Raw genomic sequence first — 21012 nt, 5'->3', positions numbered from 1 at the left:
CAGCCAGGGTGTGACCGCGGGGTTCGACGAGGGTTTCCCCTCGTCGGGGTGGGGGTTAGCTGGCGATTTCGACGTTATCCAGCGCTTGGTTGACGGCGATTTCGCCGAGCATCACGACTTGGGCGATGCCCAGTGCGGTTTTGCGGTGCGGGGTGTCGAGCATGGCGGCGAAGTTGAGGAGCATTTCGCTGGCGGAGCCGAGGGTTTCGCTGGCGTTGGCGAGCAGGGATTCGCTGTTGTACTTCGGGTTGGCGAGGTACATGCGTTCGGGTTGTTGGGTGCTGGCCATGATTTGGCTGGCGGGTTTGAGGTAGTGGTCGAGGGCGCGTTCGGCGGCTTCGTGGAATCGCTTGGAATCGGGGGATTCGTAAGGGGATGTGGGGTCGATTTCAGGTGGGTTGGGTGTTGGTTTGATCATTGATGAAGCTCCTACGTCAAAAAAAGGAGCCATCACTCTCGCTACCAAACGAGGGTGGCGGCCATGCGCAGGTTGGTAGACCGGGACGTAGAAAACCGGCGCGCCCGAAGACGCCCTGTGCATGACCACCATAAAAGCCGTGTCGAACAGACACTGCGAATCATGATGCTTATGCAATCTACGAAAACTCAGGGCTACCAAACCCGATCGCTGTTTTTCAGCGACCGACAGACGATAGAACCCGCGCCCTAGACGCACAAGCCGGCGGATTCTGGCTTAGTCGTAGGGAACGGCGCAAGGCGTTGTAGGGTTTCGGTGGTTACTTGAGGCTTCGTTTAAACAGTGGTGGTTTTTACTGTTTATTTCGGTCAGTGGTTGATGGGGTGACTGGGTGGGCGTCTTCGCGAGCAAGCTCGCTCCCACAGGGATATGTGGTTGAGTTGGGATTGGTGGTGGCTGAGCTGGCGTTATCGCGAGCAGGCTCACTCCTACAGGGGATTGAGTCTGGCTTGGGATTTGGGTTGGTTGGGCTGGCGTCTTCGCGAGCAGGCTCGCTCCCACAGGTTTTGTGTTGGGCTCGGGGCTCGCAGTGGCCGGGCTGGCGTCATCGCGGGCAAGCCCGGCTCCCACAGGGTTTGGGGGATGGCTATGGTCGGTGGCGCGTCATGTTGATCAGCGCTGAGCGCCCACCACCCGGCGCCGGGCGCTCTTCGATGGAGAACGGCACGAAGCCGAGTTTTGGGTAGAGCAGCAGGCCTGCGGTGTTTTCGTTGAAGCAGGAGAGCTGCACTTCCTTGGCCTGGTATTTTTCGAAGCCCAGCGCGGTCATGATCTCGACGATGTACCGCGCCACACCCTGGCCTCGGGCGTAGGGCGCGACGATGACATTGCCGATGCAGCAGATGCCTTCGTGCTCAGCGCGGTAGAAATTGGCGAAGCCGACGAACTCGCCGTTGGCCAGAAAAGCCGTGGAGTCGAAGCGTTGGCTGATTGCGCTGTGCATCTGCTCTTCCGTCAGCGGGAAGTTGGCTTTCGGGAACATGAAGAACAGCTCTTGTTCGCCTTGGGGAAAGCTGCAGAGGGTGTTGACGTCGTCGGCCCGTCACTGGCCGGTGGGAGAAATTCATCGCTGCCCTGCCCTCACTTTTTACCCGCCAGATGATGCGCAACCAAGGCGTTGGCATGACCGTGGCCCATGCCGTGTTCCTCCTTGAGCCACGCCACCAGTTCCATGTGCTTCTTGTCGGTGATGCCGGCAAGCAGGCTCAGCCAGTGATCGATGGGCTGGCCGTATTTTTTCTCGATGGAGGGAAAGTACGACGCCGGGCCTTTTACCTTGTTGTCTTCGCTCATGCTGCAAGCTCCCTGTGGTCACGACGGAGGGTCGGCGGACGCTCCTTGTCGGCAGGTCATAGAGTGGACGCGAGAGACTGTTCCGGCAAGTGGCCCGGCCCGGCCAGTTCAGTTCACTCCGACCTTGACCGGAAACTCTGATGACCAGGACTCCTGCCCAGCCTTCAAAATCGGCTGCGCCGGGTAACGGTATTCGCTGAGGGCCTTGACCACCGCTTGGTCCACGTCGTTGTTGCCGGAGCTTTCGACCAAGGTGATGTGCGGCACCAGCGAACCGGGTTTGCCTTTCGCCTCCAGCGTGACGGGCTTGCTCGCGGTGCCGGGTTTGATCTGTCTGTTCAACAGCAACTCGGTATCGTGTATCGCTGCTGCGAGGCTGTTGCCGACGCCGTCGTACCATTTTTCGTTGTAGCGCTGTGTCTGCTCGGTGGTCAGCGTCAACACCTGGGCGCGGACCCGCTGCACGCCGGCCCATGCCTCGTCATCGATGCGCTGAGTGGCATTGAGGTAATGCGTCAGCGCCCCGGACAGATCCTGTGGGCCGCCTCGCCCTGCTTCCATCAACCGTGCCAGCGCGAACTCGCTGTAGACGCTCTGACGATGCGCGAGCGCCAATTGATAAAGTCGTCGCGCTTCGACAGCATCGGGCGCCTGACCGCTGCCCTCATCGGCCATGCGCGCCAGTTGCTCATACCCGGCGCCATCCACGACAGCGACAGACTCATACAGGGCCCGGGCCTTGCGCACATCTGGTGATAAGCCGCCACGACCGAACTCATACAACACGCCAAGCGCAATCTTGCACTTGAGGTTGCCGTTGCTGCTGGCTTCGCGAACATAGTCGAGGTGTTCGGTGGAAAGGTCTTTCACACTCGAGAACACCATGCAGCGGGTGCCGGTGAGGCTTTCTCCCTGAGGATTGGGTGGAGTGCTCTTGCAGCCTGCAACGAGGGCAGTAAGCGCCAGTACAGCAACTACCTTGTTCATGAATGGCATCCGTTGAAATCGTGCAGATTTCATCGGCAGGCAGGCGCAAAACCTGAAGTGTCGGTTACTCGAAAACACCAGAAAAACCTGTGGGAGCGAGCCTGCTCGCTCCCACAGGGGTTGTAGTCGATCAGGGTTATTCGGTGCGGCCCGGCAGCATCCGCACCAGCGTGTTATCCCGCACCCAATAATGGTGAAACAACCCCGCCAGCGCGTGCAGCCCGATCAGCCAGTAGCCGGTGCTGCCAATCAGTTCATGCCAGTACTTCAGTTGTTTGGCGAAGTCCGGGTCGATGGCCACGGGCGCCGGGACGTGGAAGCCGAAGTACGGGAACGGTTTGTCGGCGGCGGCGAGCATCAGCCAGGCGAGGATCGGCGTGGCGATCATCAGGCCGTACAGCGCCAGGTGTGTCAGGTGCGCGATACCGGTCTGCCACGCAGGGGGTTTGGGCGTGATCGGCGGGCGTGGGCTGAGGCGGCCGAGCAGGCGGAGCCAGACCAGAGCGAAGATGCTCGCGCCGAACAGGCCGTGGAAGCCCATCAGCAAGCCGCGTGCTTCGCTGCCCTTGGGCAGGTAGCCCTTGATTTCGACGCATGCGTAGACGCCGACAAACAGCGCCAGCATCAGCCAGTGCAGGGTGATTGAGAGTTTTCCATAACGGGTTACGGCGGTGTCGCGGTTCATAAGCTGCGCCTCGTGATTGTCGTGAGTGACGGCCGATTCGTTCGACCGCCTCGCTCCGGTTGTTGGGCGAACCGACGGCGTTACCCTGCCCGCCCAGTCTTAAGAGAGTCTGAAGACAGACCCTCACGTTAACCTTTTTTCACCTTCAGACTTCGTTAAGAAATGCCTCCGATACTCGCCTCAAACCTATTGAGGGAGGCGTTCTGCCCATGCCCGATTTTGACTGGAACATCGCCCTGCCCCTGCGCTTCGGTCAAGCCGAAACACCGCAGATGACACTGACCGGCGCGCTGCCCGACGACACTCTGCGAGCGACGTTTGAAAGCTTTATCCAGCAACGCTTTCGCAAGGCCCACGGCGCCGACATTCGCCACTTCATGCCCGAGCTGTTCGGCATGCACAACGGCGATGGCGAGTTGTGCGCCGTGGCCGGGGTGCGTCGCGCGCATCTGGAATCACTGTTCCTTGAGCGCTATCTGGATGAGCCGATCGAGCCGCTAATCAGCGCGGCGGCGGATCGTGCGGTCGAGCGCAGCGCCATCGTCGAAGTCGGCAACCTCGCCGCCAGCGACACCGGCAGCGCGCGCCTTAGCATCATCGCCATCACCTACCTGCTGGCCATGGGCGGCCTGGAATGGGTGACGTTCACCGGCAACATCGGCCTGGTCAACAGCTTCCATCGCCTGGGTTTGAAGCCAGTGACATTGTGCGCCGCTGACCCGGAACGATTGGGTGACGAGCGTCAACACTGGGGCAGTTATTACGAAAGTAAACCTTGGGTGCATGTCGGCAACATCCGCGCCGGGTTCGTCCATTTGCGCGATATCGGCCTGTTTACTCGCCTGGGTTTGCCGACTTCGATTGAAGGAGCCTGCCATGTCGCTTGAACTGCAACGCTTCCAGGAAACCCTGCGCGACCATGCCCGGCGCAATGACAACGCGACGGCCCTGTGGGGCGACACGCTGAAACTCGATTACGCCACGCTGTACGCCGAAGTGTTGTATCGCCAGGAGCGTTTGCGCGACGAGCAGGCGCAGGTGATTGCGCTGGCGTTGGACAACGGCGTCGACGCGATGCTCTGGGATCTTGCCGTGCTGTTTGAAGGCCTGACCTGCGTGACGCTGCCGCCGTTTTTCAGTGCGGCGCAACGCGCTCATTGTTTGCAAAAGAGCCAGGCCGAACGGGTCATTGCCGAGCCGGAACTGGGTGCCGAACTGCTCGCGGCTGGCTATGAACAACGTGGCGAGTTCTGGTGCCGCTCCTTCAGTGGCCCCAGTCGCATGCCGGCCGGTACCGCAAAACTCACCTTCACCTCCGGCACCACCGGCACGCCGAAAGGTGTGTGCCTGAGCGCCGACAGCCTGTTGCGGGTCGCGCAGGAGCTGGATCAGGCCAGCGAAGCCACCGGCCCGCAGCATCATCTGGCGCTGTTGCCGTTGGCGATTCTGCTGGAGAACCTCGGTTGCTATGCCGCGCTGTATGCCGGCGCCATGCTGAGTTTGCCGAGCCAGAAAACCCTCGGCATTCAGGGCGCCAGCGGCGTCGACATTCCGCGCTTGCTCGGTTATCTGGCCAGCCGTGCGCCGGAGAGTCTGATCCTGGTGCCGCAGTTGCTGTTGTTACTGGTCAGCGCCGCCGAACAAAAAGCCTTCGACCCGCAAACCCTACGCTTTGCCGCTGTCGGCGGTGCGCGCGTCTCGGAGGATCTGCTGCACCGTGCGCAACGGGTCGGGCTGCCGGTTTACGAAGGCTACGGCCTGTCCGAATGCGCCTCGGTGGTGTGCCTCAATCGCCCCGGCGCGCGCCGCCCCGGCAGCGTCGGCCGGCCGTTGCCGCATGTCGAAGTGCGGCTGGCCGAGGACGGCGAAGTGCTGATCAAGGGCTCGACGTTGCTCGGCTATCTGGGGGACGCGCCGTACGCCGATGAGTGGTGGCCGAGCGGCGATCTGGGCGAGTTCGACCCGGAAGGTTTTCTCTATCTCAAGGGCCGCAAGAAGCACCAGTTCGTCACCAGTTTCGGGCGCAACGTCAACCCGGAATGGGTCGAGTCGGAGCTGACCCAGCGCCGCCATATCGCCCAGGCGTTCGTTTACGGCGAGGCTTTGCCGCGCAATCACGCCCTGCTCTGGCCGCATCGCCCGGACTGCACCGACGCCGAACTGGCCGCTGCCGTCGCCGAAGCCAACGAGGCTTTGCCCGATTACGCCCAGGTGCATCAGTGGACGCGCTTGCCGCAACCCTTCACCGCCGCCAATGGCCTGCTCACCGCCAATGGCCGCCCGCGCCGCGACGCCATCGTCGCGCAGTACCACAACCAATTGACCGAATCCGCTGTTTCCGAGGAGTCCGCATCATGAGTTTTTTTGACACCCTGCAAGAAGCCACGCAACAGGAACGCCACGAACTGTTCAACCTGCCGATCATCGTCGATGCCCTGCAAGGCAAGGTCAGCCTCGACAGTTATCGGGCGTTTCTGGCGCAGGCGTATTACCACGTGCGCCACACCGTGCCGCTGATGATGGCTTGCGGTGCACGCCTGCCGACGCGTCTGGAATGGCTGCGCAAAGCGGTGGCCGAGTACATCGAAGATGAATACGGCCACGAGCACTGGGTGCTCAACGATATCGCTGCATGTGGCGGCGATCGCGATGCGGTGCGCGATGGTCAGCCGTCGTTGTCGATCGAGCTGATGGTCAGCTTCCTTTACGACCTGATCGCCCGTGGCAATCCGGTCGGTCTGTTCGGCATGGTCAATGTGCTCGAAGGCACCAGCATCGCCCTGGCCACCCACGCGGCGGGCAGCATTCGCGAACGTCTGGCGTTGCCGGAAACGGCATTCAGTTACTTGAGTTCCCACGGCTCACTCGACATCGAGCACATGCAAACCTATCGGCGCCTGATGAATCAGTTGGAAGACCCTGCCGATCAAGCCGCCGTGATCCATGCCTCGAAGGTCGTCTATCGCCTGTACACCGACATGTTCCGTGGCTTGCCGCGTGACGCGGAGGCTCAACATGCAGCTGCGTGACGCGCGGGTGGTGCTGACCGGTGCCAGTGGCGGCATCGGTCTGGCCATCGCCGAAACCTTGTGCGCTGCCGGTGCCCACGTGCTCGCGGTGGCACGGCATCAGGAGGCTCTGCTGCCGTTGCTCAAGCGCTACCCCGACTCGTTGTGCTGGGTCGGCGCCGACCTGACCTTCCTCAGCGACCGTCGTAAAGTGCTGGTCGCCGCCGAAGCCATCGGCGGCATCAACCTGCTGATCAACGCCGCCGGGGTCAATCACTTCGCCATGCTCGAACAGCTGGATGACAGCGACATCAACGCGATGCTGGCGGTAAACATCAGTGCACCGATGTGCCTGACCAAACTGCTGTTGCCGCTGCTCAAGCAGGCCGACAGCGCCATGGTGGTCAACGTCGGCTCGACCTACGGCTCGATCGGCTACCCGGGTTACGCCAGTTATTGCGCGACCAAGTTTGCTTTGCGCGGATTTTCCGAGGCACTGCGCCGGGAGCTCGCCGACACCCGGGTCAGCGTGCTGTACGTCGCGCCGCGCGCCACGCGCACCTCGATGAACAGCGCCGCCGCGCAAGCACTGAACGACGCACTCAAGGCCAACGTCGACGATCCGCAAACCGTAGCCTCAGCGGTGATCCATGCGATTGCCGGTGATCGCCGCGACCTTTACCTGGGCTGGCCGGAACGCTTCTTCGTCCGCCTGAACAATCTGCTCCCGCATCTGGTGGATCGAGGCCTGCGCAAGCAGTTGCCGTTGATCCGCCGTCTCAGTGAAAAACCTGACCACGAGTCGCCAAAGCCATGAAAAAACTATCCGCATGCCTGTTGCTCGCCGCCTTGAGTCAAAGTGTCTGGGCGCTGGAACCGGCCGACCAGCAACGCCTCGAGGGCATCCAGCAGAGCTGGGCGCACATTCAATATGAAGTGGCGGAAAAACAACGCGCCGCCGCGTTCGAACAATTGGCCAGCGAGGCCAACGCGTTCACCACGCAGCGCCCGGCGGTGGCCGAAGCGTGGATCTGGAAAGGCATCGTCACCAGCAGTTGGGCCGGTGCCGAGGGCGGCCTCGGTGCCTTGGGCAAAGCCAAGGACGCCAAGGCTGACCTGGAGAAATCCCTGACCCTCGACCCCAAAGCCCTGCAAGGCTCGGCCTACACCAGCCTCGCCGCGCTGTATGACCGCGTGCCCGGCTGGCCCATCGGTTTCGGCGACAGCGACAAGGCCGAGCAACTGCTCAAGCAAGCCTTGCAACTCAACCCCAACGGCATCGACAGCCTGTACTTCTGGGGCGATCACCTCTACCGTCAGAAGCGCTACGCTGAAGCCAAAGCTGCGCTGCTCAAAGCCCAGCAAGCCGCGCCGCGCCCGGGCCGGGAAAGTGCCGATGCCGGGCGCCGCAAAGAGATCGCCGCCCTGCTGGTGGACGTGAACAAGAAACTCGACTGACAGGAGTCCGCGTGCGTTTATTACTGGTTGAGGATGACGAGGCGCTGGGTGAAGGCATTCATCAGGCGCTGGGCCGCGAGGGTTACACCGTCGACTGGCTCAAGGACGGCAGCAGCGCGTTGCATGCGCTGCTCAGCGAAACCTTCGATGTCGCCGTGCTCGATCTCGGTCTGCCGCGCATGGACGGCCTGCAAGTGCTGCGCCGCCTGCGCGACAGCGGTTCGAATCTGCCGGTGCTGATTCTTACCGCGCGCGACGCTACCGAAGATCGCATCGCCGGGCTCGACGCCGGGGCCGACGACTACCTGATCAAACCGTTCGACCTGGACGAGCTCAAGGCACGCCTGCGCGCCTTGTTGCGCCGCAGTGCCGGGCGCGCCCAGGCGTTGATCGAGCATGCCGGCATCAGCCTTAACCCCGGCACCCAGCAAGTCAGCTATCAGGGCCAGCCTGTGGCCCTGACGCCCAAGGAATATCAGTTGCTGCACGAACTGCTATCGCCGCCGGGCCGAGTGATGACCCGCGATCAACTGATGCAGCTGCTTTACGGCTGGAACGAAGAAGCCGAAAGCAACACCCTCGAAGTGCACATCCATCACCTGCGCAAGAAGTTTTCCACCGACCTGATCCGCACCATCCGTGGTGTCGGTTATCTGGTGGAGGAGCGTCGATGACCTCGATCCGGCGCCGCACGCTGACCTTGATCATCGGCCTGTTGCTGGCCGGCCTCGCGGTGCTCAGCACCTTCAACCTGCACGACAGCAACCACGAAATCGCCGAAGTCTACGACGCGCAGTTGGCGCAGAACGCGCGCCTGCTGCAAGGCGTGATGCGTATGCCACTGGCCAGCAAACAGCACGCCGAACTGTACCAGGCGTTCAACTCGGCGCTGGGCGAAGCGGTGCCGCGCGGCGAGGGTCATCCGTACGAACGCAAAATCGCTTTTCAGGTGTGGAATCCTGCCGGTGATGTGTTGGTGCACACCGCCAGCGCCCCGTCCTTCAGGGCGCCGCCGACTCAGCCCGGCTTCAGCGATGTGGTGGATCTGAACAATCGGCACTGGCGCGCTTTTCTCCTTGAAGACAAACAGAACGGCCTGCGCATCTGGGTCGGTGAGCGTGACGATGTGCGCGCCGATCTGGTCGACCGCATCGTCCGCCACACCCTGTGGCCGAATGTGGTCGGCAGCTTGCTGCTCGCGGCGATGGTCTGGCTGGCCATCGGCTGGGGCCTCAAGCCCTTGGCGAACATGGCCGAAACTCTGCGCGCCCGTCACAGTGGTTCGCTGGAACCGTTGCAACTGGCGCCGCTGCCCAGTGAGCTGGAACCGATGCAAGCGGCGCTGAACCGCATGCTCGCGCAGATTCAGGAAGTGCTTGGCCGCGAACGGCGCTTTATCGCCGATGCCGCCCACGAGATGCGTACGCCGCTGGCGGTGCTGCGGGTGCATGCGCAGAATCTGCAGGAGGCTGGCACCGAACAGGAGCGCCGCGAATCGCTGGCGTTTCTGATCGCCGGGGTCGACCGCACCAGTCGCTTGGTCAACCAGTTGCTGACCATGGCGCGCCTGGAGCCGAAACCCAATCCACCGCCGCTGCAACCCATCGACCTCAGCGAAACCGTGCGCAACAGCCTGGTGCAACTGACGCCATGGTTGCTGAGCAAACACCTGGAACTGGCTTTTGAAGACAGCGCTGAACCGTTCAACATCATGGCCAGCCCCGGCACGATCGACATTGCCCTGAACAACCTGATCACCAACGCTGCGAACTTCTCCCCCGAACACGGCGTGATCACCGTGCTGCTCAGTCAGGCCGAGGGTTTCTATCACTTGAGCGTTGAAGATCAGGGGCCGGGCATCGATGAAGCGGACCGCGCGCGCTTGTTCGAACGCTTCTACAGTCGCGGCAATGCCCACGGCGCGGGGCTGGGGCTGACTATCGTCAACACCATCGCCACGCAGTTGGGCGGACGAATCACGTTGGCCAACCGCGCCGAAGGTGGTTTACGCGCAACCTTGTCGATTCCCGACGGGCAACCGCGCCCCGCATCGCAACGCAGCACCCGCGAACCGCCGCAGAGTTGAGCCTGTTGCGGAAACAGAAGCACCATCGCCCGCTGAAAAACAGTGGCCGCGTGTCGGAATCTGATCCAGATCAGTTCCCGGGGCTGACATCGGTGTAGAACAGACTCAGCGCACTCTCCTGCGCGTTGCTCGTTCAGCCCCGATGGAGGCTCATCTCATGCTCACTGTCAAAGACCACAATGACCGCGCGGCGCCGGCCTATGCCGCGCACCAAGGTGAATACTGGATCGAGTCGCTCAAGGATGGCCGCCACGTCTTGGTCCGTGCCCTGGCCGCCAAGGATCGCCAACGCGAATATGCGTTCATCAAGCGCTTGTCGCCCGAGTCCCGACACCTGCGCTTTCTCGCACAGATCAGTGAGCCGGGCACCGCGTTGCTCGATCAGTTGATGGACGTCGATTACAAACAACGCGCGGCCTTCATCGCACTGGTTCACGAAAATGGCGAATTGATCGAGATCGGCATCAGCCGCTACGCCGCCACGGGCGAGCAGGACTGTGAATGCGCCGTCACGGTCGCCGATGAGTGGATGCACCTGGGCCTGGCCACGTTGCTGATGGAACACCTGATCAAGGCTGCCCGGCACAACGGTTTCAAGCAGCTGTATTCGGTGGATTCCGCCAGCAACACGGGCATGCGCGACCTCGCCCGATCACTGGGCTTTGAAACCCACAGCGATCCTGATGATCCGCACCAGGTCATTCATCGCCTGAGTCTGTAGCGACATTCCTGCGCCCCGCACCTTTAAACGTTGCGGGGTGCGTTGCCGATCACGGCGTGATTGCCACCTTCATCACTCCATCGCGCTGATGCGCGAACAGTTCATACGCGGCTTCGATATCGTCCAGTTTGAAGTGGTGGGTCACCAGCGGCGACAGATTGACGCCACCGCTTTGCACCACCGCCATCAACCGGCGCATGCGTTCCTTGCCGCCGGGGCACAGGGTGCTGACGATGCTGTAATCGCCCAGCCCCGCCGCGAAAGCATCGTAGGGAATGCGCAGGTCCGACGCGTAAACCCCCAGGCTCGATAAGCGTCCGCCCGGGCGTAACACCCGCAAGGCAGACTCGAACGTGCCTTGGGTGCCCAAGGCTTCGATGGACACATCCACGCCGCGCCCGTCGGTCAACGCCATGATTTGCTCGACCACGTCGCCGTCCTTGAAATTGACCACATGGGTCGCGCCCAACTGCCGCGCGACACTCATGCGCTCGGCCACCGCGTCGACGCCAATGATCACGCTCGCGCCCTTGAGCCGCGCCCCGGCCACCGCACACAGGCCGATTGGCCCCAGCGCGAATACCGCAACGCTGTCGCCGATACTGACTTCGCCACGTTCGGCACCGGAGAACCCGGTGGACATGATGTCCGGGCACATCAGCACCTGTTCGTCACTCAGCCCGTCGGGGATCGGACACAGGTTGGCCAAGGCATCGGGCACCAAGACGTACTCCGCCTGGCAGCCATCGATGATGTTGCCGAATTTCCAGCCGCCGGTGGCGCGAAAACCGTGGCGAGTGTCCGGCCCGTCCTGGGAGCCGCAACCGCACAGACAGGCGTAGCTTTGACCGCTGGGGGTGATGGCGCCGGCGATCACTCGCTGGCCTTCGAAAAATCCGCGCACCTGTGAGCCGAGCTTCTCGATCACGCCCACCGGTTCGTGACCGACGGTCAAGCCTTTGGCCACTGGATACTCGCCGCGCAGGATATGCACGTCGGTGCCGCAGATCGTCGTGGTGGTGATCCGCACCAGTGCGTCCAACGGGCCAACCTCGGGGATCGGTTTGTCATCCAGCACGATGCGATTCTTTTCGACGAATATCGCCGCTTTCATCATGGCCATGATCAAGACTCCTGTGCAGGTGTTTGCAGTGAGTTCAGCACCTTTCCAAGGCTGCGCCGAACTGACCGACACAAGGTTGATAACGATCAATCAATGCAGGATTGCGCATCGCCGATGCCGCACGTCGGACGCAGGCATTATTGGGCCGCGTCATTGACAAAGATCAAGCCACGCCCGGCGGCACGGAGCAACATGAACTGACGCCGTTGCGTCTGGCCGGCCAATGCCGCTACCCACAGGAGATTCGTCATGTCCGAGCAAGCACGTTTCATGCTGGTAGCTTCACCGCTGATGAAACACAGCCCTGCGTTCGATCGGGCCGCGGCCCTGGCCAAGGCATCGGGGGCGGCGCTGCACATCGTGGCATTCGATTACCTCGAAGGGCTGGCGACCGCCGGATTGGTCAACGAGCAGGCCCTGGAACAGATGCGCCTGGGTTATGTCGAGCGCCACCGCCAATGGCTAGAGGACCAGGCGCGGCCCATGCGCCACCTCGGCGTGACCGTGACCACGGAAGTGGTGTGGGTCGACAATCCGTTGCATGAAATCCAGATTCACCTCAAGGAGCAGCCGATGGCCCTGCTGATCAAGGATCTGCAGCACGCCTCGTTCATGTCGCGGTTGATGTTCACCCCGCTCGATGTTCATTTGCTGCGCGAATGCCGGGTGCCGCTGCACTTCGTCAGCCATGTTCAGCACGCCCGGCCCCGGCGGATCGTCGCGGCGATTGATTCGTTTCATCGCGACGAGCAATACGCCGACTTCAACGACCGTATCCTGCGCGAGGCCGCGAAACTGGCCAGCCTCTGCGATGCCGAACTGGATGTGGTCTATGCCTACGACCTGTCATCAATCAGCGCCGACGAGTTCGGCTTTGGCAACGCCTCGACGTTTTTCACCGAGGGCAAGGCGAAAACGCTGTTCGATGCGCAAGGCGATGCATTCCGCGAACTGGCCGAGCGCAACGGCATTGCGCCGGAACGCCAGCACATGATCATGGGCAATCCGGCCAACGTGCTGTGCAGCTACGCCGATGCCTATGACATCGATGTGATCGTCATGGGCCGTATCGGCCATCGCGGCCTGGGTCGGTTGATCGGTAGCACGGTGGAACAGCTGTTGTACAAAATGCCCTGCAGCGCCTGGGTGGTGTCGCCGCAAGTACTGGTCGACTGAACGCAGCCGTCCCTCTCGAGGGACGGCCTCAGATCGAACGCTGATTCACCCGAGCCATCAATTGCTCGGCGCTTTCCTTGCGCTCGGAGTAGCGGTCGACCAGATGCGCCTGTTGATCGCGCAGCAGCACGGTGAACTTCACCAGCTCTTCCATCACATCGACCACACGATCGTAGAACGGCGACGCTTTCATTCGCCCGGTGTCGTCAAATTCCATGTAGGCCTTCGGCACCGAGGATTGGTTGGGGATGGTGAACATGCGCATCCAGCGGCCCAACACGCGCAACTGGTTGACCACGTTGAACGACTGCGAACCGCCGCAGACCTGCATCACGGCGAGGGTCTTGCCTTGGGTCGGGCGTACCGCGCCGAGTTCCAGCGGGACCCAGTCGATCTGTGCCTTGAACACGGCAGACATTGCGCCGTGCCGTTCTGGTGAGCACCAGACCTGGCCTTCCGACCACAGCACCAGCTCGCGCAGTTCCTGCACCTTGGGATGGTCGACCGGAGCGTCGTCGGGCAGTGGCAGACCGGACGGGTTGAAGATGCGCGTTTCGGCGCCGAAGTGTTCGAGCAGGCGCGCGGCCTCCTCTACCAGCAAACGGCTGAACGAGCGTTCGCGGGTCGAGCCGTAGAGCAGCAGGATCCGCGGTTTGTGCGCGCCCGCTTGCGACGGTTTGGCGTTATCGAACAGATTGAGATCGAGGTTGGGCAGTTCGGACATAAATCCTCCTTAAAGCGCGCCGATGCGGTCGAGCTCAGCCTTGAGTTGATCGCGGCTGAGCGAGTGGAAAGGCAGATCGAGGAAGGCCTGACAGCGTTGGCCGATGCGCATAAGGGTGGCGTGAAAAGCCGCGTCGACAGTGGCTTCGTCGCCCTTCACTTCGGACGGATCTTCCAGCCCCCAGTGGGATTTCAGCGCCGGGCCGAAATACACCGGGCAAGTCTCGCCAGCGGCTTTGTCGCACACGGTGATGACGATGTCCGGCGGGTTGCTTTCAAAAGCGTCGTTGCCTTTGCTGTGCAAACCATCAATGGCGATGCCGGCCTGTTGCAGCGTCGACAGGCTGCGCGGCAAGACCTGACCTTTGGGAAAACTGCCGGCACTCACCGCTTCGAATCCCGCTGGTGCCAGATGATTGAACATGGCTTCAGAGAGGATGCTGCGGCAGCTGTTGGCCGTGCACATGAACAGAACTCGCATGGATTGCTCCTACCGCTTTTGGCGGACATCAAAGGCTCAGGCGCAGTGCCAGGGCCGAAAGAGTGATCAACAGAACCGGAAGGGTCAGCAGAATGCCGACCTTGAAGTAGTAGCCCCAGGTGATGCGCAGACCTTTGCGTTCCAGCACATGCAGCCAGAGCAACGTGGCGAGGCTACCGATGGGGGTGATTTTCGGGCCGAGGTCGCAGCCAATGATGTTGGCGTAGATCATCGCTTCGCGAACGAGCCCTTGGGCGTCGCTGGCCTGGATCGACAGCGCACCGATCAGCACGCTGGGCATGTTGTTCATCACCGATGACAACAGCGCGGACAGCAGGCCAGTGCCGAGCGTGGCACTCCATAAACCTTGCTCGGCCAAGCGGTCGAGGACGACGGCCAGCAGGTCAGTCAACCCGGCATTCTTCAGGCCATACACCACCAGGTACATGCCCAGCGAGAACACCACGATCTGCCACGGCGCATCACGCAAAACCCGTCGGGTAGCGATCTTGTGGCCCTTGGCAGCGACCGCAAAAAGGATCGCCGCACACACTGCCGCAACGGCACTGACAGGAATCCCCAGCGGTTCCAGTGCGAACAGTCCGACCAGCAATATCAGCAGTGTCCAGCCGCCGACCACGAAGGTGGCGTGGTCGCGAATCGCTGCTTTGGGCTCCTGAAGCGCCTCAACCGGGTAGCGCTGTGGCACATCGCGCCGGAAGTACATAAACAGCACCAGCAACGTCGCCGCGACACTGACCAGACTCACCGGCACCATCACCGATGCGTATTCGGCAAAGCCCAAGCCGAAGTAGTCGGCGGAGACGATGTTGACCAGATTTGATACCACCAGCGGCAGGCTGGCCGTGTCGGCAATAAACCCGGCGGCCATGACGAATGCCAACGTCGCCGCCGGTGAAAAGCGCAGCGCCAGCAACATCGACATGACAATGGGCGTAAGGATCAGCGCCGCACCGTCGTTGGCGAACACCGCCGCCACCGCCGCGCCGAGCAACACGCAGAACGCGAACAATCGATAACCACTGCCCTTTGCCCATCGTGCAACGTGGAGTGCCGCCCACTCAAAGAAGCCGGCTTCATCCAGCAGCAGACTGATGATGATCACCGCGATAAACGTGGCGGTGGCGTTCCAGACGATGGCCCACACCGTGGGGATGTCCTGCAGCGAAACGGCACCGACGGCCAGGGCGATCACGGCGCCGAACGTGGCGCTCCAACCGACGCCTAATCCTTTGGGCTGCCAGATGACGAGTACGAGGGTGAAGACGAAAACAGCGAAAGCCAGCAACATTTCAGAACTCTCTAAATCCGGATTCAGCAGCAGGCGGCTTCGCGCACCGGACGCCCGTCCATGTTCTGCAGGCGGGCGACGTTGTCCTTTAGCCAATCAGCATTGGCCAGGGACGTCACTTGCAGGATTTCGCGCACCCACGCTGGCAGATCCGGGTTGAGACGGTAATAGACCCACTGGCCCTGACGGCGATCAAGCAACAACCCATTACTGCGCAGTTGCGCGAGGTGGCGGCTGATTTTCGGTTGGCTGTCGTCGAGCGCACACATCAGCTCGCAAACGCAGAGTTCACCTTGATCGGAAATGAGCAGCATGGCGCGGACGCGGGTTTCGTCAGCGAGGCTCTTGAAGACTTCGGTGGGAGTGATCATGGGACGGGCTCATCACATACGGAAATCCGAATATACGGATATCCATATATAAATCAACCCGGCAAATGCCATCGACCAAAGAACCCTGTGGGAGCACCTGTCGTCACCAGCGTTTTCAACAGCGAATGACGACTCCACGGGCCGCAGTACTCAGGCACATGCGCGATCAATCTATATCCGCAGCGGATGTACCACCGGGCGACGTTGTCATCCAGCGTTTCGATCAAGGCATCCACGCACGCCCTTTCAACCGCTAACGCCTCAAGCTTGTGCAACGCCTCAGTACCCAGCCCGGTTCCGCGCCATTGCGCGTCGATCCACAGGTAATTGACAAACAGACGCCGGAATTCGGTTCTGCCGGTAGCGCCGCCGATCAGTCTTCCCTCCTCCATCAGCGCACAGGCGATGGCTTCAGCTTGCCCGCCGCGCGCCTCAGACAAGGCTCGGCCATGCCGCAAGACGCCGTCACTGATGGCCTTCAAGGTGTCCGCATTGATGTCGCGAACGCTAAGCCATTCCCTCATTGCTGCTCTCCATTGCCAAAGGCCTTGGTGCTACTCAAGCAAAAGCGGCGCCAACAGCAGCACAGCAAAAAGGATTAACGGATGCCGGCCTGCGATCTGCCCAGCAGCAAGCCCTGCTCCGCCTCACACAACCCCACCACATAATCCCAGACCACCCGCAGCCGCACCGACTTGTGCAACTCCCGTCGCGTGCTGATCCAGTAACTGCGCTCGATGCTTTCATCCGGCAGCAACGGCACCAGATCGGGATCCGACTCGGCCATGTAGCAAGGCAATACGGCAATACCCAATCCCGACCGCGCTGCTTCCTGCTGGGCGATGACGCTGGTGCTATGGAACACCACGCGCGGACTGCGACAGAAACTGTTGAGAAACATCAATTCCTGGCTGAACAGCAAATCATCGACATAACCGATCCACGCATGCCGCCCGAGGTCTTCGCGGCTTTGCAATGGCGGCGCCTTATCGAGATAGCGTTGGCTGGCGTACAACGCGAGTCGATAGTCCGTGAGTTTGCGCGTAACCAGCATGTCCGCCGCCGGGCGCTCCAGATGAATACTGATTTCCGCTTCACGGTTGAGGATGCTGACGAAGCGCGGCACGGCGACCAGTTCCACTTCCAATCCCGGATAGCGTTCGAACAAGCCGATCATGCGGCTGGCGAGAAACTTGATGCCCAGCCCTTCCGTCACCCCCACACGAATCTTGCCCAGTGGCGCGGTGGATTGGGTGATCTCTTCCTGCGCCAGCAACGCCACGTTTTCCATCGCTTCAGCATGCTTAAGCAGCGCCTCCCCCGCTGGGGTCATTTCGTAGCCTTGCGCGTGCTGGACGAACAGCGCGGTGCCGAGGCTTTTCTCGATGGCTTCGATGTGGCGGGCGACGGTGGCGTGGGTGGTGTTGAGGCGGCGGGCGGCGGTGAGCAGGCGGCCGCTGCGTTGCAGCTCGAGAAAAAACCGCAGGTCGTTCCAGTCGAACATGGCGTGTCCTTGTCGGCTAAGGTCTATGCAGGCTGTTTGAAAACGCACAGCGGCTGCGCAAAAACTAACATTCTTTTAACGAAAGCTAACAACTAGAGTGTCCGACAATAAAAACAAAAAGCGAGGTCAGGGAATGCAGACTTCCCTCGATGAATACGACTACATCGTGGTCGGCGCCGGCCCTGCCGGGTGCTTGCTGGCCAATCGGCTGTCGGCAGATGCGCAGCAGCGCGTGCTGTTGATCGAAGCCGGCGGACGCGACAACTATGCGTGGATTCACATTCCTGTCGGTTACCTGTTCTGCATCGGTAACCCGCGCACCGACTGGTGCTTCAAGACCGAAGAACAACCGGGCCTCAACGGCCGCGCGCTGAGCTATCCGCGCGGCAAAGTGCTCGGTGGTTGTTCGTCCATCAACGGCATGATCTACATGCGTGGCCAGGCCAACGATTACGATGGCTGGGCGGCCGAAGGCAATCCGGGCTGGGCCTGGAACGACGTGCTGCCGCTGTTCAAACAAAGCGAAAACCATTTTGCCGGCGCGGCTGAATTCCACGGCGCCAAGGGTGAATGGCGGGTCGAACAACAGCGGCTGTCATGGCCGATTCTGGATGCCTTTCGCAGTGCCGCCGAGCAGAGCGGCATTGCCAGCATCGATGACTTCAATCAGGGCGACAACGAGGGTTGCGGCTACTTTCAGGTCAATCAGAAATCCGGCGTGCGCTGGAACGCGGCGAAGGCATTTTTGAAACCGGTGCGTGATCGGACCAATCTGACGGTGCTGACCGGGGTTGAGGTTGACCGGGTGCTGCTGGAGGACGGTCGCGCAACAAAAGTCAGTGCGCGTCATGAAGGTCAGACCAAGCAATTCAAGGCGCGCAAGGAGATCGTCCTGTGCGCGGGCGCGGTCGGGTCACCAAGCATTTTGCAGCGCTCCGGGATTGGTCCTCGGCCATTGCTCGAACGCTTGGGCATCGGCGTGATTCATGAGCTGCCGGGCGTCGGCGGTAACTTGCAGGATCACCTGCAACTGCGCCTGATCTACCAACTGGAAAATGCGCGCACGCTGAACCAGATCGCTGGCAGCGTGTGGGGCAAGATGGGCATGGGTCTGCGTTATCTGTATGACCGTAGCGGCCCGTTGTCGATGGCGCCGAGTCAGTTGGGCGCGTTTGCGCGGTCGGGGCCGGAGCAGACCTCGGCGAATCTTGAGTACCACGTGCAGCCACTGTCGCTGGAGCGCTTTGGCGAACCGTTGCACAGCTTTCCCGCCTTTACCGCTTCGGTTTGCGATTTGCGTCCGCAGAGTCGGGGACGCATCGACATTCGTTCGGCAGATCCACAGGAAGCGCCGCTGATTCAACCCAACTACCTCAGTCATCCTGAAGATCTGCGCGTGGCAGCGGATGCGATTCGTCTGACCCGGCGCATCGTCAGTGCCCCTGCCCTGCAAGCGTTCAAACCGGTCGAGTATCTGCCCGGCGCCAACCTGCAAAGTGAAGAGGAACTGCAGGAAGCGGCGGCGAAGATCGGTACGACGATTTTCCATCCGGTCGGCACCTGTCGCATGGGCAATGACGGTGATGCAGTGGTCGACGCACAGCTGCGCGTCCACGGCGTGCCCGGGTTGCGCATTGCCGATGCGTCGATCATGCCGCGCATTACCTCGGGCAACACCTGTTCGCCTACGCTGATGATTGCCGAGAAAGCCGCACAACTGATCCTCAACCCCAACACCAGGAGCAGCACCCCGAAATTGGAGCTGGCCCAAACCCTGTAGGAGCTGCCGAAGGCTGCGATCTTTTGACTTTGGATTTTCCAGATCAAAAGATCGCAGCCCGCGGCAGCTCCTACAAAGAACCGCGTTTAATTCAAGGCATCACCCGGACACGCAACACCAGTGGAACAACAAAAACAATCACTGTGAGGGATACCGATATGTCAGAACACGTTCAGCCGCTGGACGCCGTGCGCAGCGTCGAGACCAGCCCGGATACACGCAAAGTCATCTTCGCTTCATCACTGGGGACGGTGTTCGAGTGGTATGACTTCTTCCTCTACGGCGCCCTTGCGGCGGTGATCAGCAAGCAGTTTTTCGCCGGGGTCAACGACACCACGGCGTTCATCTTTGCGCTGATGGCTTTCGCTGCAGGGTTTATCGTGCGGCCTTTCGGGGCGCTGGTGTTCGGTCGGTTGGGGGACATGATCGGGCGCAAATACACCTTTCTCGCGACAATCATTCTGATGGGCGTCGCAACGTTCTGCGTCGGTCTGCTGCCGACCTACGCCAGCATCGGCATCGCCGCGCCGATCATTCTGGTGGTGCTGCGCATGCTTCAGGGCCTGGCGCTCGGCGGTGAATACGGCGGCGCTGCGACCTACGTGGCCGAGCACGCGCCAATCGGCAAACGCGGCTTCCACACCAGCTGGATTCAGTCCACCGCGACCCTCGGCCTGTTGCTGTCGCTGCTGGTGGTACTCGGTTGCCGCTATTTCACCGGCGATCAGTTTGAAGTGTGGGGCTGGCGTATTCCGTTCCTGTTGTCGATCGTGCTGCTGGGCATTTCCACCTGGATCCGCCTGAGCCTGCACGAGTCGCCGGCGTACCTGAAAATGAAAGAGGAAGGCAAAACCTCGAAGGCGCCGATCCGCGAATCTTTCGGCAAATGGGAAAATCTTAAAGTCGTGCTGATCGCCCTGTTCAGCATCAACGCCGGCCAAGCGGTGACCTTCTACGCGGCGCAGTTTTACGTGCTGTTCTTCCTCACCCAGTTCCTGAAAATGGACCCAGCAGTGGCCAACACCTTGCTGATCATCAGCGTGGTCATCGGCGCGCCGTTCTTTATCTTTTTCGGCTGGCTGTCGGACAAGGTCGGGCGTAAACCGGTACTGATGCTCGGCCTGCTGCTGGCCACAGCGCTGTACTTCCCGATCTTCAAATCCCTCGCCCACTACGCCAACCCGGCGATCGATCAGGCCAGCCGTCAGGCGCCAATTACCGTACTGGCGGATCCGGCAACTTGCACCTTCCAGTTCGATCCGGTGGGCAAAGCCAAATTCGACAGCCCGTGCGACAAGGTCAAAACCTTCCTGGTCAAGCAAGGCCTGCCCTACTCCAGCGCCGCCGCCCCGGCTGGCAGCGCCGTGCAAGTGAGCGTCGGCGACGTCAAACTCGACGGCTTCGATGAGGCTGCCCTGCGCGGCGCGATCACCCTCGCCGGCTACCCGCAACAAGCCGATCTGCAGCAGATCAACAAGCCAATGATCGTCGCCCTGATCGTGGCACTGATCATCATCTCGGCCATGTGCTACGGGCCGCTGGCGGCGCTGATGGTCGAACTGTTCCCGACGCGCATTCGCTACACCTCGATGTCGCTGCCGTACCACATCGGCAACGGCTGGTTTGGCGGGTTCTTGCCGACGGTGTCGTTCGCGCTGGTGGTGTACACCGGGGACATTTTCTATGGCTTGTGGTACCCGGTGTTGATTACCGGGGTGAGCCTGGTGGTGGGGATGATCTGTCTGCGTGAGACGAAGAATATCGATCTCGACAAGAACTGAAACTCAACCAGAAAAATCAATCGGCGAGGGCTTTGACCCTCGCCG

Annotated in this window: 22 protein-coding genes and 1 pseudogene; 11 read left to right on the top strand and 12 right to left on the bottom strand. The window is 61.3% G+C overall.

Translation table 11 applies throughout. The features are described from left to right. Positions 1-55: 55 nt before the first annotated feature. The 5 genes and pseudogenes from ACZZ0A_RS08400 to ACZZ0A_RS08380 all read right to left on the bottom strand — a co-directional run bounded on the left by ACZZ0A_RS08400 (position 56) and on the right by ACZZ0A_RS08380 (position 3443). Positions 56-418: a DUF6124 family protein gene (locus ACZZ0A_RS08400; protein ID WP_007910704.1), complete on the bottom strand. Its 363-nt coding sequence runs from the start codon at positions 416-418 to the stop codon at positions 56-58. 646 nt (positions 419-1064) lie between these two features. Continuing rightward, a pseudogene (locus tag ACZZ0A_RS08395) lies at positions 1065-1545 on the bottom strand (GNAT family N-acetyltransferase). A 13-nt stretch (positions 1546-1558) separates the two neighbouring features. Continuing rightward, positions 1559-1771: a DUF4287 domain-containing protein gene (locus tag ACZZ0A_RS08390; RefSeq protein WP_123374929.1), complete on the bottom strand. Its 213-nt coding sequence runs from the start codon at positions 1769-1771 to the stop codon at positions 1559-1561. A gap of 108 nt (positions 1772-1879) precedes the next feature. Beyond that, the gene (locus ACZZ0A_RS08385; protein ID WP_463542851.1) at positions 1880-2758 is read right to left on the bottom strand and encodes a tetratricopeptide repeat protein; all 879 of its coding nucleotides are present in this window, start codon (positions 2756-2758) and stop codon (positions 1880-1882) included. Positions 2759-2894: 136 nt separating this feature from the next. Then, on the bottom strand, positions 2895-3443 hold the full coding sequence (locus ACZZ0A_RS08380; protein WP_463542850.1) for a cytochrome b: 549 nt from the start codon (positions 3441-3443) through the stop codon (positions 2895-2897). A gap of 209 nt (positions 3444-3652) precedes the next feature. On the opposite strand from ACZZ0A_RS08380, the gene ACZZ0A_RS08375 reads away from it, so the two are divergent. The 8 genes from ACZZ0A_RS08375 to ACZZ0A_RS08340 all read left to right on the top strand — a co-directional run bounded on the left by ACZZ0A_RS08375 (position 3653) and on the right by ACZZ0A_RS08340 (position 10716). After that, positions 3653-4330, top strand: coding sequence for a thermostable hemolysin (locus ACZZ0A_RS08375; RefSeq protein ID WP_150794668.1), 678 nt, complete (start codon positions 3653-3655; stop codon positions 4328-4330). Further along, on the top strand, positions 4320-5801 hold the full coding sequence (locus tag ACZZ0A_RS08370; protein WP_463542849.1) for an AMP-binding protein: 1482 nt from the start codon (positions 4320-4322) through the stop codon (positions 5799-5801). Before ACZZ0A_RS08375 ends, ACZZ0A_RS08370 begins: the two co-directional genes overlap by 11 nt. Beyond that, a complete protein-coding gene (locus tag ACZZ0A_RS08365; RefSeq protein ID WP_095047431.1) occupies positions 5798-6472 on the top strand; it encodes a TenA family transcriptional regulator in 675 nt (224 codons plus the stop codon). The genes ACZZ0A_RS08370 and ACZZ0A_RS08365 overlap by 4 nt, the downstream gene beginning before the upstream one ends. After that, positions 6459-7268 carry an SDR family oxidoreductase gene (locus ACZZ0A_RS08360; RefSeq protein ID WP_463542848.1) on the top strand — a complete coding sequence of 270 codons (810 nt, stop codon included), beginning with the start codon at positions 6459-6461 and terminating at the stop codon, positions 7266-7268. Before ACZZ0A_RS08365 ends, ACZZ0A_RS08360 begins: the two co-directional genes overlap by 14 nt. After that, positions 7265-7909, top strand: coding sequence for a tetratricopeptide repeat protein (locus tag ACZZ0A_RS08355; RefSeq protein WP_414894042.1), 645 nt, complete (start codon positions 7265-7267; stop codon positions 7907-7909). The genes ACZZ0A_RS08360 and ACZZ0A_RS08355 overlap by 4 nt, the downstream gene beginning before the upstream one ends. Positions 7910-7920: 11 nt before the next feature. Next, positions 7921-8583 (top strand): response regulator, encoded by a 663-nt coding sequence (locus tag ACZZ0A_RS08350; RefSeq protein WP_463542847.1) that lies wholly within the window; start codon positions 7921-7923, stop codon positions 8581-8583. Further along, the gene (locus ACZZ0A_RS08345) at positions 8580-9995 is read left to right on the top strand and encodes an ATP-binding protein (protein ID WP_463542846.1); all 1416 of its coding nucleotides are present in this window, start codon (positions 8580-8582) and stop codon (positions 9993-9995) included. The genes ACZZ0A_RS08350 and ACZZ0A_RS08345 overlap by 4 nt, the downstream gene beginning before the upstream one ends. 157 nt (positions 9996-10152) lie before the next feature. Next, positions 10153-10716, top strand: coding sequence for an N-acetyltransferase family protein (locus ACZZ0A_RS08340; protein ID WP_463542845.1), 564 nt, complete (start codon positions 10153-10155; stop codon positions 10714-10716). 49 nt (positions 10717-10765) lie between these two features. Here ACZZ0A_RS08340 and ACZZ0A_RS08335 read toward each other — a convergent pair whose 3' ends face one another. Further along, the gene (locus ACZZ0A_RS08335) at positions 10766-11839 is read right to left on the bottom strand and encodes an NAD(P)-dependent alcohol dehydrogenase (RefSeq protein ID WP_007910665.1); all 1074 of its coding nucleotides are present in this window, start codon (positions 11837-11839) and stop codon (positions 10766-10768) included. A 249-nt stretch (positions 11840-12088) separates the two neighbouring features. Here ACZZ0A_RS08335 and ACZZ0A_RS08330 point away from each other — a divergent pair, with 249 nt between their 5' ends. Next, positions 12089-13015 carry a universal stress protein gene (locus tag ACZZ0A_RS08330; RefSeq protein WP_463542844.1) on the top strand — a complete coding sequence of 309 codons (927 nt, stop codon included), beginning with the start codon at positions 12089-12091 and terminating at the stop codon, positions 13013-13015. A 28-nt stretch (positions 13016-13043) separates the two neighbouring features. Here the strand turns inward: ACZZ0A_RS08330 and arsH are convergent, their stop codons facing one another. From arsH to ACZZ0A_RS08300, 6 genes are all read right to left on the bottom strand, one after another. Further along, entirely contained in the window at positions 13044-13739 is a 696-nt protein-coding gene (gene arsH / locus ACZZ0A_RS08325; protein ID WP_095111539.1) for an arsenical resistance protein ArsH, read from the bottom strand. A gap of 9 nt (positions 13740-13748) precedes the next feature. Next, the gene (locus ACZZ0A_RS08320) at positions 13749-14219 is read right to left on the bottom strand and encodes an arsenate reductase ArsC (RefSeq protein ID WP_007910659.1); all 471 of its coding nucleotides are present in this window, start codon (positions 14217-14219) and stop codon (positions 13749-13751) included. Between the two features lie 28 nt (positions 14220-14247). Further along, positions 14248-15531 (bottom strand): arsenic transporter, encoded by a 1284-nt coding sequence (locus tag ACZZ0A_RS08315; protein ID WP_463542843.1) that lies wholly within the window; start codon positions 15529-15531, stop codon positions 14248-14250. Positions 15532-15554: 23 nt separating this feature from the next. Continuing rightward, positions 15555-15902, bottom strand: a complete 348-nt coding sequence (locus tag ACZZ0A_RS08310; protein WP_007910655.1) for a metalloregulator ArsR/SmtB family transcription factor — start codon at positions 15900-15902, stop codon at positions 15555-15557. Between the two features lie 53 nt (positions 15903-15955). Further along, positions 15956-16426: a GNAT family N-acetyltransferase gene (locus tag ACZZ0A_RS08305; RefSeq protein ID WP_463542842.1), complete on the bottom strand. Its 471-nt coding sequence runs from the start codon at positions 16424-16426 to the stop codon at positions 15956-15958. A gap of 74 nt (positions 16427-16500) precedes the next feature. Beyond that, positions 16501-17406 (bottom strand): LysR family transcriptional regulator, encoded by a 906-nt coding sequence (locus ACZZ0A_RS08300; protein ID WP_110720479.1) that lies wholly within the window; start codon positions 17404-17406, stop codon positions 16501-16503. Positions 17407-17539: 133 nt separating this feature from the next. Between ACZZ0A_RS08300 and ACZZ0A_RS08295 the strand changes: the two genes are divergently transcribed. Together ACZZ0A_RS08295 and ACZZ0A_RS08290 are read left to right on the top strand one after the other, a co-directional pair. Then, entirely contained in the window at positions 17540-19186 is a 1647-nt protein-coding gene (locus ACZZ0A_RS08295) for a GMC family oxidoreductase (protein ID WP_463542841.1), read from the top strand. Between the two features lie 158 nt (positions 19187-19344). Continuing rightward, positions 19345-20967: an MFS transporter gene (locus ACZZ0A_RS08290; protein WP_007910646.1), complete on the top strand. Its 1623-nt coding sequence runs from the start codon at positions 19345-19347 to the stop codon at positions 20965-20967. Positions 20968-21012 lie beyond the last annotated feature (45 nt).

It is taken from the genome of Pseudomonas sp. AC242, assembly GCF_979258655.1.
The sequence above is the reverse complement of the archived record's forward strand: the minus strand, read 5'-3'. Positions and strand labels throughout refer to the sequence as shown.